Here is a 17,585-nt window from a genome sequence, read left to right as displayed (position 1 = left end):
GTTTCTGAAATTTAATAAAAGGTCAAATATAAATATTTGAACAATCAACATTTAAAAACTGTGCGAATTTACCAATGTGGATGTGGTCTTTCTATTCACAAGATGTCCCCCCGAACGTGCCCTTGCGTTAGCCAAGTGGGGCTTCCGAATTGTCTGCACGGCCGATTGCCCAGGAGTAGAAAAAGTGGCAGACCCCCACGCATACATTAAGCAGAAGTTCGCCATAGTCGTGGGAGACCCGGATCTGGCGAAGCGGCTCCAAGTGGCAAACTTCGACGAGGCCGAGATAGAGGAGTTGCTAAACTGGCTCGCCAGCCAGCAGGCGGCCGCCCCACAGTGAAAGCTCTGTTGCTTGCCGCCCTCGCCGCCGTTCTCGCCCTTGCCCAGTGGGTTGCCTCTTTTAACCCAACGCCGGGGCCAGACTACGCCCTCGCCGCGTGTCTCTTCGGCAACTACGTCGCCGTTGTGGGGTACTCAGATCTGCCCCGGCAGTCCCCAGTCGTCGTCCTATTGGATAGAGAAAGCGGCTCGGCGGCGGGTTGGCTGAGGGGAGAGAGCGGATACTTCGCCGCCTGCGCCTCCACGGGAGATGTGTTCTACGCCACGGGCCGTGGGGCTGTGGGCGCGGAGGTGCTTCCCGGCCGCTACACTGTGAAAGCCACAGCACCCGGCAAAGAATACGCCCAAACCGTGGAGGTGAAGCCAAGCCAAAACCAGACCCTCACGATGCAAGTGCCCACTGCTGTGTTGAACATAGTCGTCTTAGACGACGACAGGAGGTCAATTGACAGATACGTCACTGCTGTGGTTATAACCGGGCCGGTGGCTGTGGAGCTCTCCACGCCGCCTAGGGGGCTTGAGGTGCCGCCGGGCAAATACACCATACGCGTCACAGCCCTTGGCAGAGAGAGCCTGCCCGTCACCGTGGAAGTGGGGCCAGGCGAAGAGAAAACTGTGGAGGTCATAGTGCTGGGCACCGCGGGCTACGACCAATTGCCAGCACGACCCACGCTGGTGGTGGTAACATACGCCGTGGTCTTCTGGGCGCTCATCACCGCGTTTATACTACTGTGGCAAGACGCGCGACGCGGCCAAGTTAGTCCCTCCATTGATGACCCACAGCCGCCAAGCGGGCCAGCCGCTGTAGCGTAGGCTTATATCTCTGCCCCTGGCAACAACGTGGAGCTACCCTTCGCGGGGAGGATGGCTGAGCTGGAGGCAGTGAAGAGGTTTAAAGAGCGGTATCCCGACGGCGTCGCGGTGTTGGTAGACGTGAGGGAGGAGAGGCTTGAGAGAGCAGTGTTGGCAACAGCGCCAGTGGACGTGAAGAGGCTGGCAAAGCAGTTGGCCAAGGCCAAACAACAAACACAAAACACATGCCCTTAGTCGCCCCCCGTGTAGATTTCAATTCCCAGCCTCTCCGCGACTTTTTTCGCATCTTCTTCGGCGTAGGGCGTGATAATAATAAGTCTGTCTGGCCTTCTGCCCTCTTTCTCGGCGTATAGATCGGCCTTTTTCTTGAAGATGATCACGTCAGGCGCCCTGGCGTGTGACGTAATTTCGATGAGTATGACCTTGCCGTCTTTAACGGCGACGTCCACCTCTACCTCGCTTGGGAAGCCGAACACCTTGCCCTCCCCGTCGTACGCCGTCCACCTCTCTACCCTGAGGCCAAGCTCCTCCTCCACAACGCCACGAAGGCCCTCGCGGAAAGCCTTCTCACTCATAACGCCCCACCTAGCGCCCAGGGCATCAAGACGACGCTGAAGCCGGTCAAAGCCCTTATTCATATCTTCCCTAAGCTTGGCAAGCTCCTTCTCCACTCCCCCAATCCTCTCCTCGTGTTGCGCGAACCCCTTGTTCATGTCCTCCCTAAGCTTCACCAACTCTTCCTCGTGGCGATCCAGCCTCTTGAACACCTCAGCGAATAGCTGGTCGTAGCGTTGGAACCCCCTATTCATGTCTTCTCTTAAACGCACAAGCTCCTCCTCATGGCGATCCAACCGTTTAAATACCTCGGCAAAGAGTTGGTCGTAACGCTGGAACCCCTTGTTCATGTCCTCCCTCAGCCTTGCCAGCTCTTCCCAAATTTTCACAAGCTCCTCCTCGTGTCTCTTAAGCCTCTTGAAGAGTTCCACGAGAAGTTCCTCGTGTCTATCAAGCCTCCTCAGAATCTCCTCTAGCCCAATTAGCCCAGCCACTGCGTACCTAAACTCCTCATCCTCCTTCAACAGCTTGAGAAGAGCGGCCTTAAGCTGGGCAAGATCCACAACCACGCATATGCCCAAGTATATAAGCCTGTACAGCGCACCAGCCAGCGAGGCGCCCCCAAAGGCGAAGAGCCTGCCCCTGCAACTAATGACGCGCAGAAATTCAGCGGCTAGCCTATGCCCCTCCCCGCCCCCACCTACTCGCCACAAGAAGCTTCTTCAAAACCACCCTAAACCTATCCCTCTGCGCAGGCGTCGGGACCTATGCGAAGAGTTCTACGCCGCCCACGGCAGAGAAGAATTCGCAGAGGGGGCCGTGGTCAAGTCTTACCAAGGCGAGCAGTTAGCCACCTTCCTCGTTGAGGCAAGGGGAAGGCTTCACGGCGAGTGCTTCTACGGGCAGATCTTCGAAGAGGTGGGAGTGCGTGCCCCTAATACGCGGGGTGGAGCACTACCTAGAGAGAGCAAAGGCCCTCCTCTAGTCTGGGGGGAGGCCGCGTCTTTGCTGGCGGCCGCCTTTGGGGGCGAGGATACCGCCTGGCTGTGGGGGTTCGAATGTTTTTAACTGTGGGCTGGCTGGGGGGCGTGGTGAAGGAGGTTAAGCGGGCTATTAGGGAGCGGGTTTGGCGGGTTTTGGAGGAGCGGGGGGTGGCGGCTTTTCCCAGGCCGGTGTTTGGGAGAATTCCCAACTTCAGGGGGGCCGAGGAGGCTTGCGCGAGGCTGGTGGCGACGCCGGAGTTCGCCGCGGCGCGGGTTGTGAAGGTTAACCCAGACGCCCCGCAGAGGCCTTGTAGGAGGGCGGCGCTGGAGAGGGGCAAGGTGTTGATTATGCCTACTCCGAGGATTAGGGAGGGGTTCCTCCTCCTAGACCCCTCTGAGGTGAAGGACCCAGCGGAGGCTTCCACTATTGCGGGGGCGTTTAAGTGGGGGCGGGGGGTCAAGCCGTGGGACTTGCCTAGGGTGGACCTCGTGGTGGTGGGCTCCGTGGCGGTGGACCCGCGGACGGGGCGGAGGCTGGGGAAGTCCCATGGATACGCCGAGATTGAGTGGGGCCTCTTGACTCTCTTCGGCAAGGCGGGAGAGGAGACGCCGGTGGCCACCACTGTGCACGACCTCCAGCTGGTGGAGGAGGTGCCGCGGGAGCCCTTCGACCTCCCCGTGGACATCGTGGCCACGCCCACCCGCCTAATCCGCGTGCGCCGCGTAGACGCCAAGCCCCGCGGCATCTACTGGGAGTACGTCACAGAGGAGATGCTCAGGGAGATTCCCCTCCTCGGGGAGGTCCGGCGCCGCATTGGGACAGGATGAGCTCTAGGAGGGCGCCCTCGTTGTCGGGGAGGCCGCGGAACTGCGCCCCGCAGACTTCTATAAACACGTCGCCGCACTCCCCCACCGCCTCCACGCGAAGGGGCACCCTCAGCTCCTCCAACAGGGGCTCGATGTACCTCAGCCACTCCCTCAGCGTGTAGAGGTAGTAGGGAGGGGCGCAAAGTCTCACAGACATTCGAAGCCCGGGGGCAGGTAGTTGCACTGTGGGGGGAGTAGGTGGGCCACTGGGAGGTAGGCGAGGGCCCCCAAGACGGTGAAGCCCCCGCCCTCCTCCGCCGGCTTCCAAAAGCCGCACTTCACAGCGGCCTCTCTCACCCTCGGCGACTTGTCGTAGGCCAGGGCCCAGAAGGTCTTGAGGCACTTGGGGTTGGACAAGGCGTCGAAGGCGCCGGCCATGAGCCTTGTGAAGTCCTCCACACGGGCCCTGACCAACTCCTCCCACGTCTTAGCCCGCCGCGCCTCCCTCGCCCACGCCACGGCTCTAAACACCCTCGCCGCGTAGGCCGGGTAGTGCGACGGGGACATGAGGGCCAGGAGGAGAGACAAGTCGCAGACGTCGCACTCCACCTCTAACACATGCGCCGCGCCCCCAAGCGCCCCACGCGCCTCTCTGGCAGGCGCCAGCCTAGCCACGTACCACCTCCCCAGGAGAGGCGCCTCCAGCCTCAGCCCCCCACGCGCCTCAGACACCCGTCTAACCCCCACAAGCGACACAGGAAGGGGGCCCCCGCCTCCGCCCAAGTCAACAGCCCTAGCCCCCGGCAGAGGGACAGCGTCGAGGAAAAACACTTCGTCAAAAACCACCAGCCACCCACCCGGTGAAACCACGTGGTGAAGCCACCGCCCCGCGGCCATGGAGAAGAGGGGCCACCACCTTAAAAACTAGCCCCCCGCCAAGCCCCTCCTAACCCCCTCCACAAACTCCCTCCCCCTAGCCACGAGGAGCCTCACGTCGTCCTCCACGTCCCTTAAGTCGGCGTAGCGGCTCAGCACCCCCGCCGGGTCGAGCCCACTGTGCCGAAACTCGCGGAGGTCCAAGGCCAGCTCTGTGAGCAAGACGACCACGTCGCCGAAGTCCCCTGAGAGGACCTTCGCCACCTTCTTCATCTGCGACGTGGGCATCACCGCCACCACGAAGTCCACCTTCTCAACCCTCTCCCCCTCCCTAGTCTTGACAAAGCCCGCGTATTCGCCCTTCAGCGCCTCCCGCCTCACCGCCGCGGCCGCCGCCAGCGCCGCCCTCCACCCCTGAAACGCCCTCCCAGCCGCGCCCCTGAGCAGACCACCCTCAAGAAACTCCCCCGCCAACTCAAACTCCGCAACCGCCTCCGCCACGCGCGCCTCTACATACTTCTTCAAGTCCTTCCACTGGCGCCCCACCTCCTCCACGCCCCCGGCGGGAAATATAAGAATTGCCCTCCTGAGCGGGGGGCTGGACATTGAACGCTGTGCGAGGCGCACTGGGTCCACGGGACGCGGCTCTCGGGGGCGTGTTGTGTCTTATGAACCGCCGCCTTCCTGGGCCCCGCCTGGGGGCGTGGGACCCGGCGCGGCTTTTCTCTTCTTGACGCGCATATACGCCGCGTATCCCCCGTACGCCGCCAGGCCCAGGGGCACGAGCACTATGGCGAGCGCCAACAGGGCCAAGGCGACGAACTTGAGGGCCTCCACGCCGTTTTGCAAGGCCTGGGCCACCGGGTCTACGCGCTTCTGTAGTCGGATGGTGTACCTAGACTCCCTGGCGTTTACGAGGTCGGTCCTCTTAGACACCACTCTGCCCGGGAGAAGCTCCTCCAGCCTCGTGGAGTTGCCAGGCGGCAGTGAGATGACGACGACCCCCCCGTCCCCCCACACGGCGGCCTGCTCCACTCTGCCAACCCCCAGGCCCAGCAGGGCTCTAAACGCCTCCTCCACGTCGGGGACCTCTAGGCGGATCTCCACGGCGTAGGCCACGGAGCGCCCCACGAGGTTTATTGTGACAGTGGAGACGCCCGTGGAGGAGGGGCTCACAGACTCCCTCCGCTCCACCACCCTGCCCGGGATCAGCCTCTCCACCTCGTCGAGTCTGCCAGTGGGAATCTCCACGCTGACCACCCCACGCGCGTCGCTGAACTCGCCGCGGACCACCCTCCCAACTCTCCCAAGAGCCTCCACCAGCCCACGCGCCGACTTCGCCACGTCATCCACCTCCACAGTCACCACCACGTCGCGGGAGGCGGCGCCCCCCACCAACGTCACCACCACCGTGGAATACGCCACCCTCGTAGACAAACTCCTCAGCTCAGCCTCCAGCCTCTCAATCTCAGCCCTAACCCTCGAAAGCTCCCCCTCCACCTTGAGCACCTCATCCACACTCCCAGCCCTAGACAAAAGCTCCAAAAGCCTCTTCTCCAACGCGCGGGTAGAGTTAAGCCTAGCGCCCAAGTCCACGTAAGTCTCCGTCACGTCGGTCGCCGAGACGGAAAAAGACTCGAGCATCCCCACCCCGCCCAAAAACGCCACAAACTCGTCCAACTTATCCGACGGCACTCTCACAGTCAAGGTGCGCTGCCCAATCCCACCCTCGTCCTTAACCAAGTAGCCCCCCAGCCTCTCCACCTCCCCAAGAACCCTAGACGCGGCCACCTCCACATCGGAGACAATCAGCCTAACAAACCCCTCCTTAACAACCACGCGGGACCCCGCCGCCCCTTGAGGCGCAGTAGTAGTAGTCGCCTGAGGAGGCGCAGTAGTCGCCGTGTACTGAGGAGGCAGTCTCGCAGACGCCGAAGCGTCGTAAGACTGCCAACCACCAGAGGGAGGCGCCCACGGACCCGTCATAAAGGGCCCCCTGGCAAGCGGCTCAATGCCCCCTGCAGAGCTAAGCCCCGTAGAAGCAAAAAACGGCACCACCAGCAACACCACAGCCACCACAGCCAAGGCCGCCACCAACGCAAGGACAGACCTCCTCACAGCCGCCACCACGTCCACACACAAAAACTTAATGTACTAAAAGTACAACACGACGCCCCTCCCCGCCCCAACCCACGGCCACGCCTACGAGCACGCGCCACCCACACACAGGTGCTACAGAGCGGCATGCAATCGGCCAAGCCACAACGGAGCCACCTCCAAAGCGGCGCAACATTTAGCGCGAAAGGGAGGCTAAATGCTTATAACGCCGCCCGCAGACACAGACGTGGAGTTGCCCTTCGTTGGGAGAGCCGCGGAGCTGGAGGCGATAAGGAGGTACAACGCGAGACAAGTGTACCTCCCCATCTTCGTCTTTGGCCCCGAGGGGTGCGGTAAATCCCGACTGTTTAAAGAGGCGGTGAGGAGATTTAGAGAGTGGTACCCCGACGGTGTGGCGGTCCTTGTAGACACGAGGAAGAGCGAGCTCGCCGAGGCCGTAATTGCCACCGCGCCCGTAGACGTGAAAAAGCTGGCCAAGCAGTTAGCCAAGGCCATGTTTAGGAGCCTCTCCCAAATCACGCACTTCGGCGAATTCTTTGCCATCATGGCCACGTCGATACCAAAATACGTCAAAACCAAGGACGTAAAACGGATATTCATCGTAGTAGACGAAGTCACCACCACATTCGTCAATGTGGAGGCATATGCCAAATCCATGGAATCCACCATGAACGTGGGGAGACCAGAGGAGTTGAAAGACGTCATAGTCAACTTCTTCGCGCCTACATCAGAGGGATACGCCAGAGACCTGTTGTCACGGCACAACTACGTGGACCAGAGGTACATATGGAATCTCCCCCGGCGGGACTTCGAAGAGCTGTACTACAGAGCGAGGGAGCTCTACCCCGGCCAGGCGCCACCCTTCGACGAGGTGTGGAGACTCTACGGCGGAAATCCGAGGGGGCTAGAGGAGTTGGCAAAGCTGGGCTGGGACGTGGAAGAGCACTTGAAACTCCTCATGGACAAGAAAGAGATGAGGAGAGTGGCGAAGTTGTTAAGGGAGAGGGGGCTTGCCGAGCTGGCGGTGAAGGTCATAGAGGACGTGGACTACCTCTACCTCGGAGAGGAACGCGGCCTCGGAGACCTGAGAGAGTTGCTGATCAAGGAAAACCTCGTAATGGACCTGCCAAGAGGCATACCCCTCGGCGGGGAGTCCATAGTGAAGTCCCCCTTCGAGCCCCCACCCATAGACAAAGACCTAGGCGTGGGGCAGTACTACGCCTGGCAAATGCCCGCCTACAAGGAGCTACTGAGGAAAGCCCTGGCAGAACAAGGCTCCCGCAGCAACTAGGAGCCGACGCAGAGGTCCCTCTCAATACTGTCGGCACTACACACGGCGGACCAATGCGCGGGAGGCAAACGAGACGGCGCCTGGCTGAGAAGGGCCGGCCCGTAGAGATGCAGTCAAAGCCCCTCCCGCCCGCCAGCCCCTCTCCCAAAGACCACGCAACATGCCTAGCACCCCCCATTGCCCAGCTCCACCATCCAAGACGCACAAAGGCAACCCCCATTGGCCACTGCGCGGCGGGCAACGCCTGCCGCGGCACAACCTCCTGCCCAGCCTGTCGTGTGCATCTTCCAGAAACCAAGCGGCAGACACGGCAGAGCAAAGGTTTTTAACACAGGCGGAGAACATTTCGTGTCCGTTGAGCTACTTATCACAGCTATTGGGACAATAGGCGCAGTAGTAGCTTCAACTGCCTCTTTGGCGTATTGGCTCGGCAGAAAATTCGCCGAAATAGAGAAGAGGTTCGCCGAGATCGACAAGAGATTTGACGAATTCGATAGAAGATTTAACGAGCTGGCTAGGGCTACTCGTGACCAATTTGAGTTTTTTGCTGAGTTTTTGGGTTTTAGGGGTGTTCTTGAGGCGAGGGATGTGGATTTTGTCAAGGGGGAGTTGGCTAGGCTCGCCCGCCTCAACCCCCTCACCGAGGAGGAGCTGAGGCGGATTAGAGAGCTTGTGGAAAAGGAGGAGCTCACACTGGAAGAGGCCGACGAGCTCCGAGAACTCGCCAGAAAGTTTGTAGACGAGCACGGAGACGTGCCGGGGGCTTGGAAGCTGTTGATATACGCCTCGATAATGAGGGGAATCGCGCTGAGGAAGAAGAAGCAGAGGGAGAGCGGCCAAGTCTCTTGAGACTTGTCAAACCGCGTTGCGTTTAGGCGGATACAGAGCGCCGCCTCCAGCGCGCTGGTCGCCGCCCGCGGCGGGGCTTTGCCCATGTTCCACCTCTGGCAAGCGTGCGCCGTACCCAAGCGCGCCGTGCTCTCCGCGGCCTTTAGAAAGTCTGCGGAGGCTAAGTGTTTTAAATGCGCATGTGCGCGTAGCCGTGGTTGGGGAGTGTGGGTTTGTGTCTAGGCAGTTTCCCACGGTGGTGTCGCTCGAGGAGGCGAAGGTGAGCGTCCTCTTGAGCTGCGACGTGGGGGTGGGGGCCTTCCTCGTGGCGGAGGACAAGGGGAGGAGGTGGCTGGGGAGAGTGGCCGAGGTAAAGATGGCCGACCTCTACGCCGTGGCCAACACCCCCGTGCTCTCCCCCGAGCAGGAGCTGGCGGTTGGCCTCAGGCTGGGGCCAAAGATCGCCGTGCTGGAGCTGGTGGCGGAGTGCGGCGGCTCCGCCTGCGGCGCCCCGGCGACCCCCGTCCCAGTCCACGCCCCAGTGAGGAGGCCCAAGCCAGGCGAGGTGGGGGAAATGCTCGGCCTCCCCCGCGACGGCGTCGAGCTGGGGGCCCTGGCACTCCCCACGGGAGAGGAGGTGCCGGGGGAGGTTGTCAGACTGCCCCTAGACGCGTTGAGGCACCACCTCCTCGTGGTGGGGACAACCGGCAGCGGGAAGACCGTCTTCGTGAAAGAGCTGGCGCTCCAGCTGGCCCAGGCGGGGCACCGCGTCGTGGCGCTAGACGCAGTGGGCCACTTCTACCACCTGGCCTACAACGGCCTCACAGTGAACGTTATACTGCCCACCACGGCCAGGCTCATGAGGAGGGGCCCCCGGGCGGTGGTGAGGAGAGCTGTGGCAAAGGCGGCGTGGGGGAGGAGGGCCAGGTACAAGGCCAGGCTGTACAAGAGAGGCGACGTCTTCACAAGGGCGGAGGTGGAAGTGGAGTCCCCCGCCGGGAGGGCCAGGATGCGGGTCTACCCCTGGGCCCTAGAGAGCAGAGACATACTCCGCCACCTCCCCAGGGCAGTGAGCATACTCTCCCAACAGGCCAAGATGTTCTACAAGAGGGTCCTCCAAGAGGCTTGGAGGAAGGGGGCACCAAGAGACGCGGCGGGCCTCTTCCAATTTCTCACAAGCCCCACCGGCGAGGCGGGGAGGCGGCCGGCCATAATGTACGAGGCCATCGGCGCGTCCCTGGGACTCCACGTCAGCACCATGGAAAACATAGTGAGGGCACTCCTCTCAGTCATAGAGACGGGGCTAGTGGACGTGCGGGGAGAGGCCAGAGTCGTAGAGCCGGACTACCGGGAGGCCCTCTCCGGCTACGCCGTGGTGGACATCTCGGCCCTGGGCGTGGGCCAGCAGAGGCTGGTGGTGTACAGGGTGCTAGACGCAGTCTACCAACTGGCGAGGCCCATAACCGCCGTTCTGGTAGACGAGGCGCACCTCTTCTTCCCCCAGACCAGGAGCGAAGACGAGCAAGCCTTCCTAGAGGCCCTCTTGACCAAGCTCACCAGGCTCGGCAGGGCGAGAGGGGTGGCTGTGGTCTTCGCCACCCACACCCCCGACGACTTAAACGACGTAGTCCTCCAACTCGCCAACACCAAGGCCGTGCTGAGAAGCGACACGAAGGTCCTAGAAAAGCTCTCCGTGCCCCCCTCAGAGAGGAGGTTCATAGCCCTCGCAGAGAGGGGAGTGGCATACCTCTGGAGCTACGCCTACAGAGTACCCGTCTACGTCAAGGTAAAGAAGAGAGCCGCCCACTTCGGATAAGCTCCAACACCCACCCCCTCGGCCTATCCCCAGCGTATAGGAGCTCCCTCGGGAGGGAATCCACCCTCACCTCAACCCTAGGCAGGAGGTGGACTCCGCCCCCCACGTCCACGTAGACGGGCTGGGCGCCGGCAATCCACGCCGCGAGGAGCAGGTAGAAGACCTGCGGCTTGGCGCCAGAGGTCAGCCCCACGTAGCCGCCCCTCCGCAGGAGACGCACCACCGCCTTGTCCAAGAGATCCGCCGCCCCCTCCAGAGACCCCGGCCTAAACCTCTTCACCACGAAGAAGCCCACCGGCCTAGCCACCCCAAGCCGCTCAGCGCAGAGAAGCACCGCCTTAGCCGCCGCGACCCCCTCCGCCGTGTCCGACGCCGCCAGCTCCAGCTCCACTCCCCCAAGCGCCGCCGCCATGTGGAGCTCCGGCACCTCCCACGGCCTGGGACAGGAGGAGACGTCCACCCTACCCGCCGGCCCAGTCACCTTCACAAACCTCAAGATAGAGACCCCAGCCGCCGCCAGGAGGTAAGTCACGACCTAAACGCCTCAAGCACAGCCTCAAGCCCCCTATACGTCGGCTCCACGGGGGACGCCGCGTAGATCATTTTGACAATAGACGCGTTCAGGCGCCTAGCGATCTTGTCCGCCACCGCCACGGGCACCGGCACCCCAAACGGGTCACACAGCGACGCAACCCACCGAGCCGCCTCAGCCGCCAGCCCCTCCTCAAGCGCCTCCACCCTCACCACCCTAACCCCCCGCCCACTAGGCACAGCCACGTAGTACATCCACTTCACAAACCCCCCAACCCGAACAACGACAGGCCCCACAAACCCCACCCTCCCCTCCAAAAGCCTCAAAGCCGCCACCTCGTCGTTAGCCCCCACCCCCACGCACCTCGCCAGGTAATAAGAGCGGTCAAGCCTCTTCACCACCCCCACAACCCTCCTCCCCCCAAAAGCCCTCACCCTCTCCTCAATAAACCGCCGGTACAGCTCCCCATAGACCCCACCCCTCTCCGCCGCAGCCGCCGCCCTAAACACCGGGCCGTCCACAATGAGGGTCCCACCACCATCCCAAGCCCCCGCCAGCACCCCCTCCACGTGAAGCCTAACCTCGTCACGCGCCGCCTCCAAGTCAAAAGACGCGTCAAAAGCCCTGTCCAAAAATGCGGAGCGCCAATAAAGCCGAGAACCCACAGGCAGGCCCCCCTCCAGCAAAAAGTTAAACCTAACCCCAAGCCACCTCGCCGGCAGGCCAGGCACAACCCCCGAAACCCTCCCCACCAGCGCCCCAGTCGCCACGATGACAGAAACCCCACCAAAATCCACCACCACAGTGTGGCTATCAAGCCCATGCACATCCCCAGGAGGAGGCCCCCACTCAAACCCCACCTCGTAGTACCCACACTCCTCCACCACACCCCACTCACCCCCCTCCCACTCCCCCACACCCCCAGGCGGCGAAACCTCACCAGCCGCCTCCCCCGCCCACCTCAAAACCTCCACCAACTCAAAAACCTCATCCACAGCAAAACAATATCACAAATATAAAACAAAACACAAAAAGCTTTTATTAACACGGCGACTACTACTTGTTGCTTGCAGACCTCTTTGAACGCTTAGTAAACCAGGCGGCGGAGGACGTGGCAAAAGAACTCTGCGGAGCCATCCCCGGGACAGACGTTGTGATATTAGTAACGCCGGGCTCAGCCCGACACGAAGTGGCAAGAAGAGCGGCGGCAAAGTGCGACACCCCCGTCAAAATCCTAACATACAAGGCAGACGAACCCGGCACAGAACCCCTCGACAAAGACAAAATACTCAAAGAAGACGCCAAGGTCATAGCCATACCCCTAGACAACCTGGCCGCACGAGATCTCTATCAACACCTTGCCACAAAACGCAGAAAAGTCATAGACCTGCCCTCCATCTATCAACGGCTTCTAGGAAGTAGCTACAACTACGCCAAAGTACGCTACAAGAAGCTAAGACACATTGCAAAAACAACAGAAGGCATCTCCATATCTCTACTTCAGCTAAACCCCCTAGAAGTTGAAAAAGGCATAAAAGCCATAAGAAGGCTACGTCCACGACAAAGAAGCGCAAAGGAGCTATTAGCCGAAGTGCTAGAAGACTTGGCAACAAAAGTTGGAGCCCAGCTAGTTGCAGAAGTCCTTCACCTCGGAATAGAGCTACTGGAGAGATCTGGCACAGGTAGCTGGCTCATAGACAAAGTGCACAAGCTATCCAGCCGGCTGGGAATCAGAAGCGAGGACCTACTAGAAAAACTCTTGACAAAAGGCAGAGCACGCGACCACTTTATCGAGGCGGTGGTACAATTCGCCAAAGCCGCCGCAGAAGCCAGCCCCTATCTACAAAACCCCAGTTTCGAAGCCGTAGTAGCCGAGGTGGCCAACGACGGGTGGGGCCTAAGCATAGAGAAGTTCAAAACCCTCGCAGAAAACGCCGCAAAGCTTCTCCGCTCTAAAATAGCCACAAAAGACGACATAGAAAGGCTGAAGAAAGAGCTGGAAGACAGACTAGACAAAGCGTGGAAAGAGCTCGAAAAACTCAAGAAAAGGGTAGAAGAGGCTGAAACCGAGTTGCAAGTATTAGGAATAGTAAGCGAAGTATGGAAGAGGCCGAAGGACCTCGGCTTCGATCTAGAGAGGGGGGTCTTCCACGTCTATGGTTCGGACAAGCCCCTAGTAGTCACAGACAGCTTCGCAAAGCAGGCGGAGGAAATATTAGACGGGATACGCGAAGGCAAATTTGTCGTCGTACGGGGAGAGAAGGGCATCGGCAAATCTACGCTGACGCTATACGCCCTAGCCAAGGCACTAAGCACAGGAAACTTCCGCGTATACAAGATAGGCCCGACGCATAAGGAGCCAACCGAGGAATTCCACAAACTCAGCATAACGGTGAAGATGGCACTCCACACTCCCGTACTCTTCTACGACCCAGCCACACCCCCGTACTACGAAGCGCCTTCTGACGCGCCTCAGCCCACGGCTATAGGCCAAATAATCCGACACCTCCTAGACCTACACGAGAGGTTGCTAGAGGAAGGCAGCCCCATACCCGTGGTAGTGGTACTGCCAAACGACATATACGCTACATTGCCCAGTGAACTCAAACAACGCCTTGACGCCCACATGGCAGTGGAGGTAGACCTACGCCAGCCCCAATTCCTAGCAGAAATCGTAAAAGCATACAGCGGCACCACGTGCAAAGACGAGGTATATCAAAAAATCGGACGTGAAATAGCCGAGAAATACGAAGGCGGCTACACCCTAGTGGCCAGATATGCCGGCGAGTGGCTAAGACAGGCAGGTTGCGCAACCAACGTGGCAAAAGCCGTAGAGGCAGGCGGCGGCAACGCCAAGACCTTCCTCGCCCTGTACATATACAAAGGCATTTTCCAAGGCGACAGCCGGCTCTTATGGGCCCTCGCAATACCCTTCCTCGCCCGCGCCAAACTCGGCCCCATGCCCCCAAAGTGGCTAGAAGAAATCCCACAAATAGACCCAAGAGACAACACACTATACTGCAACACCCCACTCCACAGCGTCCCAATCCAGGGAGGCGACGAAGCAAGGGAATTCATCAAGAAGTGGCTAGCAGAAGAACATGAAGACTTAATCGAAGAAGTCATAAAAGAACTAGCCCAAGGCACCTTATCCGCACAGGTAGAGCCAATGCTAAAAGGAAAGACAGCGCTTAAATATATAATGAATATCGAGAACACACTCGCCGAAGTAGCAGAAAGACTAAAGTCGCCAGCCAGAGTAGTCGGCAACTGTGGAGGAGGAGACCCCGTCGACGTACTCTTCGAACAACTTGCACAAAGGAAAGAACTAAGAGAAGCAATAGAAAGACACACCTGGGAATTCCTTGAAGCAGTGGGTGAATCCTTGTTGAATGTAAGAGTAGAATTAGTTTATCCGAAGATAAAATCTCAGAGGGGCGATCTTGGCGAATGGATATTTGTAGATAACTACATGCCGTTATCTGTAATTTTATTTTTACAAAAATCAGTACATAGATTTACCTATATCATTGACCACTGTCAAGCTATAGAACATCTCCACCAAAGAGCCATAGAAAGAGGAGAACTACTTGAACCGACACCCCTAGCCATCTTAGCTCTCTCGAAAGGCAGACTAGGGCAATGCATAGACAAGGCATGGAAAGTACTCGCCAAACAGATAGGAAACATCATACCAACAGAAGAGGCACTGACATGGGCCAGGGAGTTCATACGCCATCTAATTGAAAGGGAGATGTTCAACGAGGCCGCCGTCATTATTGCTCAGCTATCCTCCTATGACCAAAACCTTGTAAAGTTTATCGAACCTAGCAAATTAAATTGGATTGGAAAAATTTACTATGGAAAAGCTCTAATAAGTTTACTATATAACACAGAGATAACAGAACACAAATACATGATTGAGAAAATCGAAGAATAATAAACGATATTTGTAATTCATATAATAGTATTAAATGCAATCTAGCATCACTCATATTAGCCACAAAAATTCCGTTATCTCTATTCAGAAAATCACCAATATGTAGCCGACTAATATCCCTAGTTGTTGAAAACTTAAAACAACTATCTAAATATATATATGAAATAATAAGAGAAGAAGCAAAAGAATATTTAGATATTGAATATACTTTTTATAACACAGAAGACGCCATAATGGAACTCTTTAGATGTATCTTCTCCTTTCTAACACGGATGATCACTATTTGTTCTCTTGACAAAAATACACTTCACAGCAAATTTATAGATCTTTGTACTAGATATTTACAAAATATAAAAATAAAATTCTTCATAGAAATATGCCAAAAAATTGCCAAAGAATTATTGAAAACACAGTACGAAGATACTGCATTAGAATTGTTAAAAATTACAATAAGTGAAACACAAGTAATTGATAGTGATCTCGCCTCATCTCGTATAATAGCCCACCTATTAGAAAATAATTTAGCTAACGCAATAGAAGAATATAGAAAAATGCAAAGAATTATAATCTCAGACCCTTACAACTGGGCCCTTGTTTCAGGCCTATTGATGCTCCATGGCGCCGACACAAAAGAAGACTTTTATAAAGCGAGAAATGCCCTATTGCACTCTCATCCATACTACCAAATAGTTCTCAAATGTCTAAAAGAGGGGCAATGCGACGTAGAAAATTGCATTAAGGTATGGAACCATTACCTTTCCAAGTGTGATGTGACAGATCACATAGTCTGTGCGGCGTCGGTTCTAATGGCAATAGTTATGGAAAAGGAGTGTTCCAAATTGCTTCGCGCGGCAAAAAGTCGAAACGCCTTTAAAAAATACGTTAATGAAAAACTTGGCACTAATCACGCACACAACCTCTTTAGAGAAACAGAAGAAGACCTAGAACTCGAAATCACTCTAGCTTCGTCTGAATTAGTAGAAATCATAAGACTCATCGCCGAGGGCCACATGGACAAGGCAAAGATCATCGCAGAACATAAGCAAGTTACCAGTATGCGAAACAGGACGCTTTGGGCTCGGCTAGCAAAATCCCTCTCAAAAGAAAATACAAGCAAACATATAGATGATACGAAGCGAATTTTAGCAAAGCTTGCCCTTCTATCACTACCCTAAAAGCTGACTCCACACAAGCTAAACATATGGCCCAAACAGCAGGAGAACGACAATCTAGCCTGCTTAAGCACCGCGCAATGAGACAAAGGCAACTTCAAACAGGAGACACACATGGTATAAGGGGGACACGCCGCCAACGCAGAATCTGTCCACATAAAGGCAATACGACACGGAGTCCGTCGAGCGGAAGACTGTGGCAAGCGGGGAGGTCTGTGACATTTAAACGCCTAGTCTACCGGCGTCACCTCCACCCAGCCGAACCCCATCGACGTGGCCCGCCCCCCCCCCCCGATGTACCTCGCCAGGGAGAGGAGCAGAGAGAGCCACCGCCACCTCTTCTCAGGCGCGTTCACCCTGTAGAGCACCGGCCCCACAAACCCCACAGCCCTGTGAGGCCCCACGTCACCGCCGCCGGCTTAATGGCGTGGGTAGACTCCACAAGGTCAAAAGGCGCGTAGACGTACAGGGAAAGGGGAGCCTCCACCCCATACACCCTCGCCCTATTCACCAGACTAAGCACCACGAGCCGCGGCTGAGGATACAGCGCGTTCACCGACGGCGCCCTCACCCTCGGAGGCTTAGGATACTGCAAAAGCGCAGGCGTCAAAAACCGCACAGACACAAAACGGCCACGCCGAAGCGGCGACACCTCCTCCAAAACCCCCTCCACCACCTCCAACGACGCCGACCCCCCATAAAGCTGAACCCTCCCCGGCGCCTCCAAAAGCTTAAGCGCCATCTCCTCCCCCACCCTCTCCACATCCACCACCCAAAACAGGTAGCGCCCCCCCACCCCTCAAAACCAGCGGCGCCACCCCATCACCCCACAAAGCCCCCTCCACAAACAAAAACGAAAACTCACAGGCCCCTCAAAAACCCCACCAGACCCACCCCAACCCCACCAGCACATCTATCTTCTTTACGTGGTCTACAGACCTTTCAATCCTCTTCTTGAGATTCCGTTTACTGCATAGACGTTGGACACAACGGCGTTTACGTCTCCCATGCTTTCAATCATCTTCTTGAGATTCCCATGGGTAACGTAGTAGAGCAAAAAGGGGAGAGCGAGATAAAGCTTTCAATCCTCTTCTTGAGATTCCATAACACCTTTAACCGGTGGGGGCGGCCTCACGGTCTGCTTTCAATCCTCTTCTTGAGATTCGGCTGAGTTTAAGTCTATTAGCGATGCGATAGTGGGATTCATACACTTTCAATCCTCTTCTTGAGATTCCAATACGTGGCTGGCTATATAATCGGAATACTGGCGCGCTACATCTTTCAATCCTCTTCTTGAGATTCCGCGTCTCTCCGTAGTTATACACGATATTCCTCTCCGCGACTTTCAATCCTCTTCTTGAGATTCAGGGCCGAATGCCTGCAGACCCGCCTGTTGGCGTTGCGGGCGACTTTCAATCCTCTTCTTGAGATTCGTAGAGGAAAGCTGTTGCACCACAGCGACCCATGCCCAAAGTGCTTTCAATCCTCTTCTTGAGATTCGTGGTCTCGTGCGAT

The 17,585-nt window shown here is 57.4% G+C and carries 19 protein-coding genes and 1 CRISPR repeat array (1 of these 20 only partly in view); of the genes, 10 read left to right on the top strand and 9 right to left on the bottom strand.

All coding sequences use genetic code 11. The annotated features are described in order from the left end of the window. Nucleotides 1-76: 76 nt before the first annotated feature. Genes PCAL_RS06925 through PCAL_RS06915 form a run of 3 tightly spaced genes read left to right on the top strand, consistent with a single transcriptional unit; the run spans nt 77 to nt 1,386 of the window. The gene (locus tag PCAL_RS06925; protein ID WP_011849987.1) at nt 77-340 is read left to right on the top strand and encodes a hypothetical protein; all 264 of its coding nucleotides are present in this window, start codon (nt 77-79) and stop codon (nt 338-340) included. Further along, on the top strand, nt 337-1,152 hold the full coding sequence (locus PCAL_RS06920; RefSeq protein WP_011849986.1) for a hypothetical protein: 816 nt from the start codon (nt 337-339) through the stop codon (nt 1,150-1,152). Before PCAL_RS06925 ends, PCAL_RS06920 begins: the two co-directional genes overlap by 4 nt. A gap of 27 nt (nt 1,153-1,179) precedes the next feature. After that, entirely contained in the window at nt 1,180-1,386 is a 207-nt protein-coding gene (locus tag PCAL_RS06915) for a hypothetical protein (RefSeq protein WP_226951924.1), read from the top strand. Here the strand turns inward: PCAL_RS06915 and PCAL_RS06910 are convergent. Further along, nucleotides 1,383-2,276, bottom strand: coding sequence for a PD-(D/E)XK nuclease family protein (locus PCAL_RS06910; protein ID WP_011849985.1), 894 nt, complete (start codon nt 2,274-2,276; stop codon nt 1,383-1,385). The genes PCAL_RS06915 and PCAL_RS06910 overlap by 4 nt on opposite strands. A 250-nt stretch (nt 2,277-2,526) precedes the next feature. On the opposite strand from PCAL_RS06910, the gene PCAL_RS06905 reads away from it, so the two are divergent. Continuing rightward, on the top strand, nt 2,527-2,775 hold the full coding sequence (locus tag PCAL_RS06905; RefSeq protein ID WP_193322589.1) for a hypothetical protein: 249 nt from the start codon (nt 2,527-2,529) through the stop codon (nt 2,773-2,775). After that, nucleotides 2,766-3,518, top strand: coding sequence for a 5-formyltetrahydrofolate cyclo-ligase (locus tag PCAL_RS06900; protein ID WP_011849984.1), 753 nt, complete (start codon nt 2,766-2,768; stop codon nt 3,516-3,518). The genes PCAL_RS06905 and PCAL_RS06900 overlap by 10 nt, the downstream gene beginning before the upstream one ends. Here PCAL_RS06900 and PCAL_RS06895 read toward each other — a convergent pair. The 4 genes from PCAL_RS06895 to PCAL_RS06880 all read right to left on the bottom strand — a co-directional run bounded on the left by PCAL_RS06895 (nt 3,466) and on the right by PCAL_RS06880 (nt 6,509). Then, entirely contained in the window at nt 3,466-3,714 is a 249-nt protein-coding gene (locus PCAL_RS06895) for a hypothetical protein (RefSeq protein WP_193322587.1), read from the bottom strand. The genes PCAL_RS06900 and PCAL_RS06895 overlap by 53 nt on opposite strands. Beyond that, entirely contained in the window at nt 3,705-4,394 is a 690-nt protein-coding gene (locus tag PCAL_RS06890) for a hypothetical protein (protein ID WP_193322586.1), read from the bottom strand. The genes PCAL_RS06895 and PCAL_RS06890 overlap by 10 nt, the downstream gene beginning before the upstream one ends. A 27-nt stretch (nt 4,395-4,421) precedes the next feature. Next, nucleotides 4,422-4,928 (bottom strand): PaREP1 family protein, encoded by a 507-nt coding sequence (locus tag PCAL_RS06885; protein ID WP_226951922.1) that lies wholly within the window; start codon nt 4,926-4,928, stop codon nt 4,422-4,424. Nucleotides 4,929-5,039: 111 nt separating this feature from the next. Next, on the bottom strand, nt 5,040-6,509 hold the full coding sequence (locus PCAL_RS06880) for a DUF4349 domain-containing protein (RefSeq protein ID WP_011849981.1): 1,470 nt from the start codon (nt 6,507-6,509) through the stop codon (nt 5,040-5,042). Nucleotides 6,510-6,717: 208 nt separating this feature from the next. Between PCAL_RS06880 and PCAL_RS06875 the strand changes: the two genes are divergently transcribed. The 3 genes from PCAL_RS06875 (at nt 6,718) to PCAL_RS06865 (ending at nt 10,426) form a co-directional block, all read left to right on the top strand. Then, the gene (locus PCAL_RS06875; RefSeq protein ID WP_226951921.1) at nt 6,718-7,782 is read left to right on the top strand and encodes an ATP-binding protein; all 1,065 of its coding nucleotides are present in this window, start codon (nt 6,718-6,720) and stop codon (nt 7,780-7,782) included. A 348-nt stretch (nt 7,783-8,130) separates the two neighbouring features. Further along, complete coding sequence (locus PCAL_RS06870; protein ID WP_011849979.1) at nt 8,131-8,631, top strand: hypothetical protein; 501 nt, start codon at nt 8,131-8,133, stop codon at nt 8,629-8,631. 193 nt (nt 8,632-8,824) lie between these two features. After that, entirely contained in the window at nt 8,825-10,426 is a 1,602-nt protein-coding gene (locus tag PCAL_RS06865) for an ATP-binding protein (protein WP_193322585.1), read from the top strand. On the opposite strand, the gene PCAL_RS06860 is transcribed toward PCAL_RS06865, so the two are convergent. Together PCAL_RS06860 and PCAL_RS06855 are read right to left on the bottom strand one after the other, a co-directional pair. Then, a complete protein-coding gene (locus PCAL_RS06860; protein WP_011849977.1) occupies nt 10,392-10,958 on the bottom strand; it encodes a hypothetical protein in 567 nt (188 codons plus the stop codon). The genes PCAL_RS06865 and PCAL_RS06860 overlap by 35 nt on opposite strands. Then, nucleotides 10,955-11,953, bottom strand: coding sequence for a DNA double-strand break repair nuclease NurA (locus PCAL_RS06855; RefSeq protein ID WP_011849976.1), 999 nt, complete (start codon nt 11,951-11,953; stop codon nt 10,955-10,957). Before PCAL_RS06855 ends, PCAL_RS06860 begins: the two co-directional genes overlap by 4 nt. 68 nt (nt 11,954-12,021) lie before the next feature. On the opposite strand from PCAL_RS06855, the gene PCAL_RS06850 reads away from it, so the two are divergent. After that, nucleotides 12,022-14,898 carry a hypothetical protein gene (locus PCAL_RS06850; protein WP_193322584.1) on the top strand — a complete coding sequence of 959 codons (2,877 nt, stop codon included), beginning with the start codon at nt 12,022-12,024 and terminating at the stop codon, nt 14,896-14,898. Nucleotides 14,899-15,131: 233 nt separating this feature from the next. Further along, on the top strand, nt 15,132-16,073 hold the full coding sequence (locus tag PCAL_RS06845) for a hypothetical protein (RefSeq protein ID WP_011849974.1): 942 nt from the start codon (nt 15,132-15,134) through the stop codon (nt 16,071-16,073). A gap of 227 nt (nt 16,074-16,300) precedes the next feature. Here PCAL_RS06845 and PCAL_RS06840 read toward each other — a convergent pair whose 3' ends face one another. Together PCAL_RS06840 and PCAL_RS06835 are read right to left on the bottom strand one after the other, a co-directional pair. Continuing rightward, complete coding sequence (locus tag PCAL_RS06840) at nt 16,301-16,438, bottom strand: hypothetical protein (protein ID WP_193322583.1); 138 nt, start codon at nt 16,436-16,438, stop codon at nt 16,301-16,303. Then, on the bottom strand, nt 16,423-16,833 hold the full coding sequence (locus PCAL_RS06835) for a hypothetical protein (protein ID WP_193322582.1): 411 nt from the start codon (nt 16,831-16,833) through the stop codon (nt 16,423-16,425). The genes PCAL_RS06840 and PCAL_RS06835 overlap by 16 nt, the downstream gene beginning before the upstream one ends. Nucleotides 16,834-17,009: 176 nt before the next feature. Next, nucleotides 17,010-17,585: a CRISPR direct-repeat array (repeat unit 24 nt; unit sequence CTTTCAATCCTCTTCTTGAGATTC) (it continues 1,929 nt past the right edge of the window).

This window comes from Pyrobaculum calidifontis JCM 11548, from assembly GCF_000015805.1.
In the GTDB taxonomy this organism is placed as follows: Archaea; Thermoproteota; Thermoprotei; order Thermoproteales; family Thermoproteaceae; genus Pyrobaculum; species Pyrobaculum calidifontis.
This window is presented reverse-complemented; position numbering and strand designations above follow the sequence as displayed.

Coding starts and splice junctions, on each gene's coding strand:
- PCAL_RS06895 (WP_193322587.1), bottom strand. CDS start 3,714: ATGTCTGTGAGACTTTGCGCCCCTCCCTACTACCTCTACACGCTGAGG.
- PCAL_RS06900 (WP_011849984.1), top strand. CDS start 2,766: ATGTTTTTAACTGTGGGCTGGCTGGGGGGCGTGGTGAAGGAGGTTAAG.
- PCAL_RS06845 (WP_011849974.1), top strand. CDS start 15,132: ATGGAACTCTTTAGATGTATCTTCTCCTTTCTAACACGGATGATCACT.
- PCAL_RS06890 (WP_193322586.1), bottom strand. CDS start 4,394: ATGGCCGCGGGGCGGTGGCTTCACCACGTGGTTTCACCGGGTGGGTGG.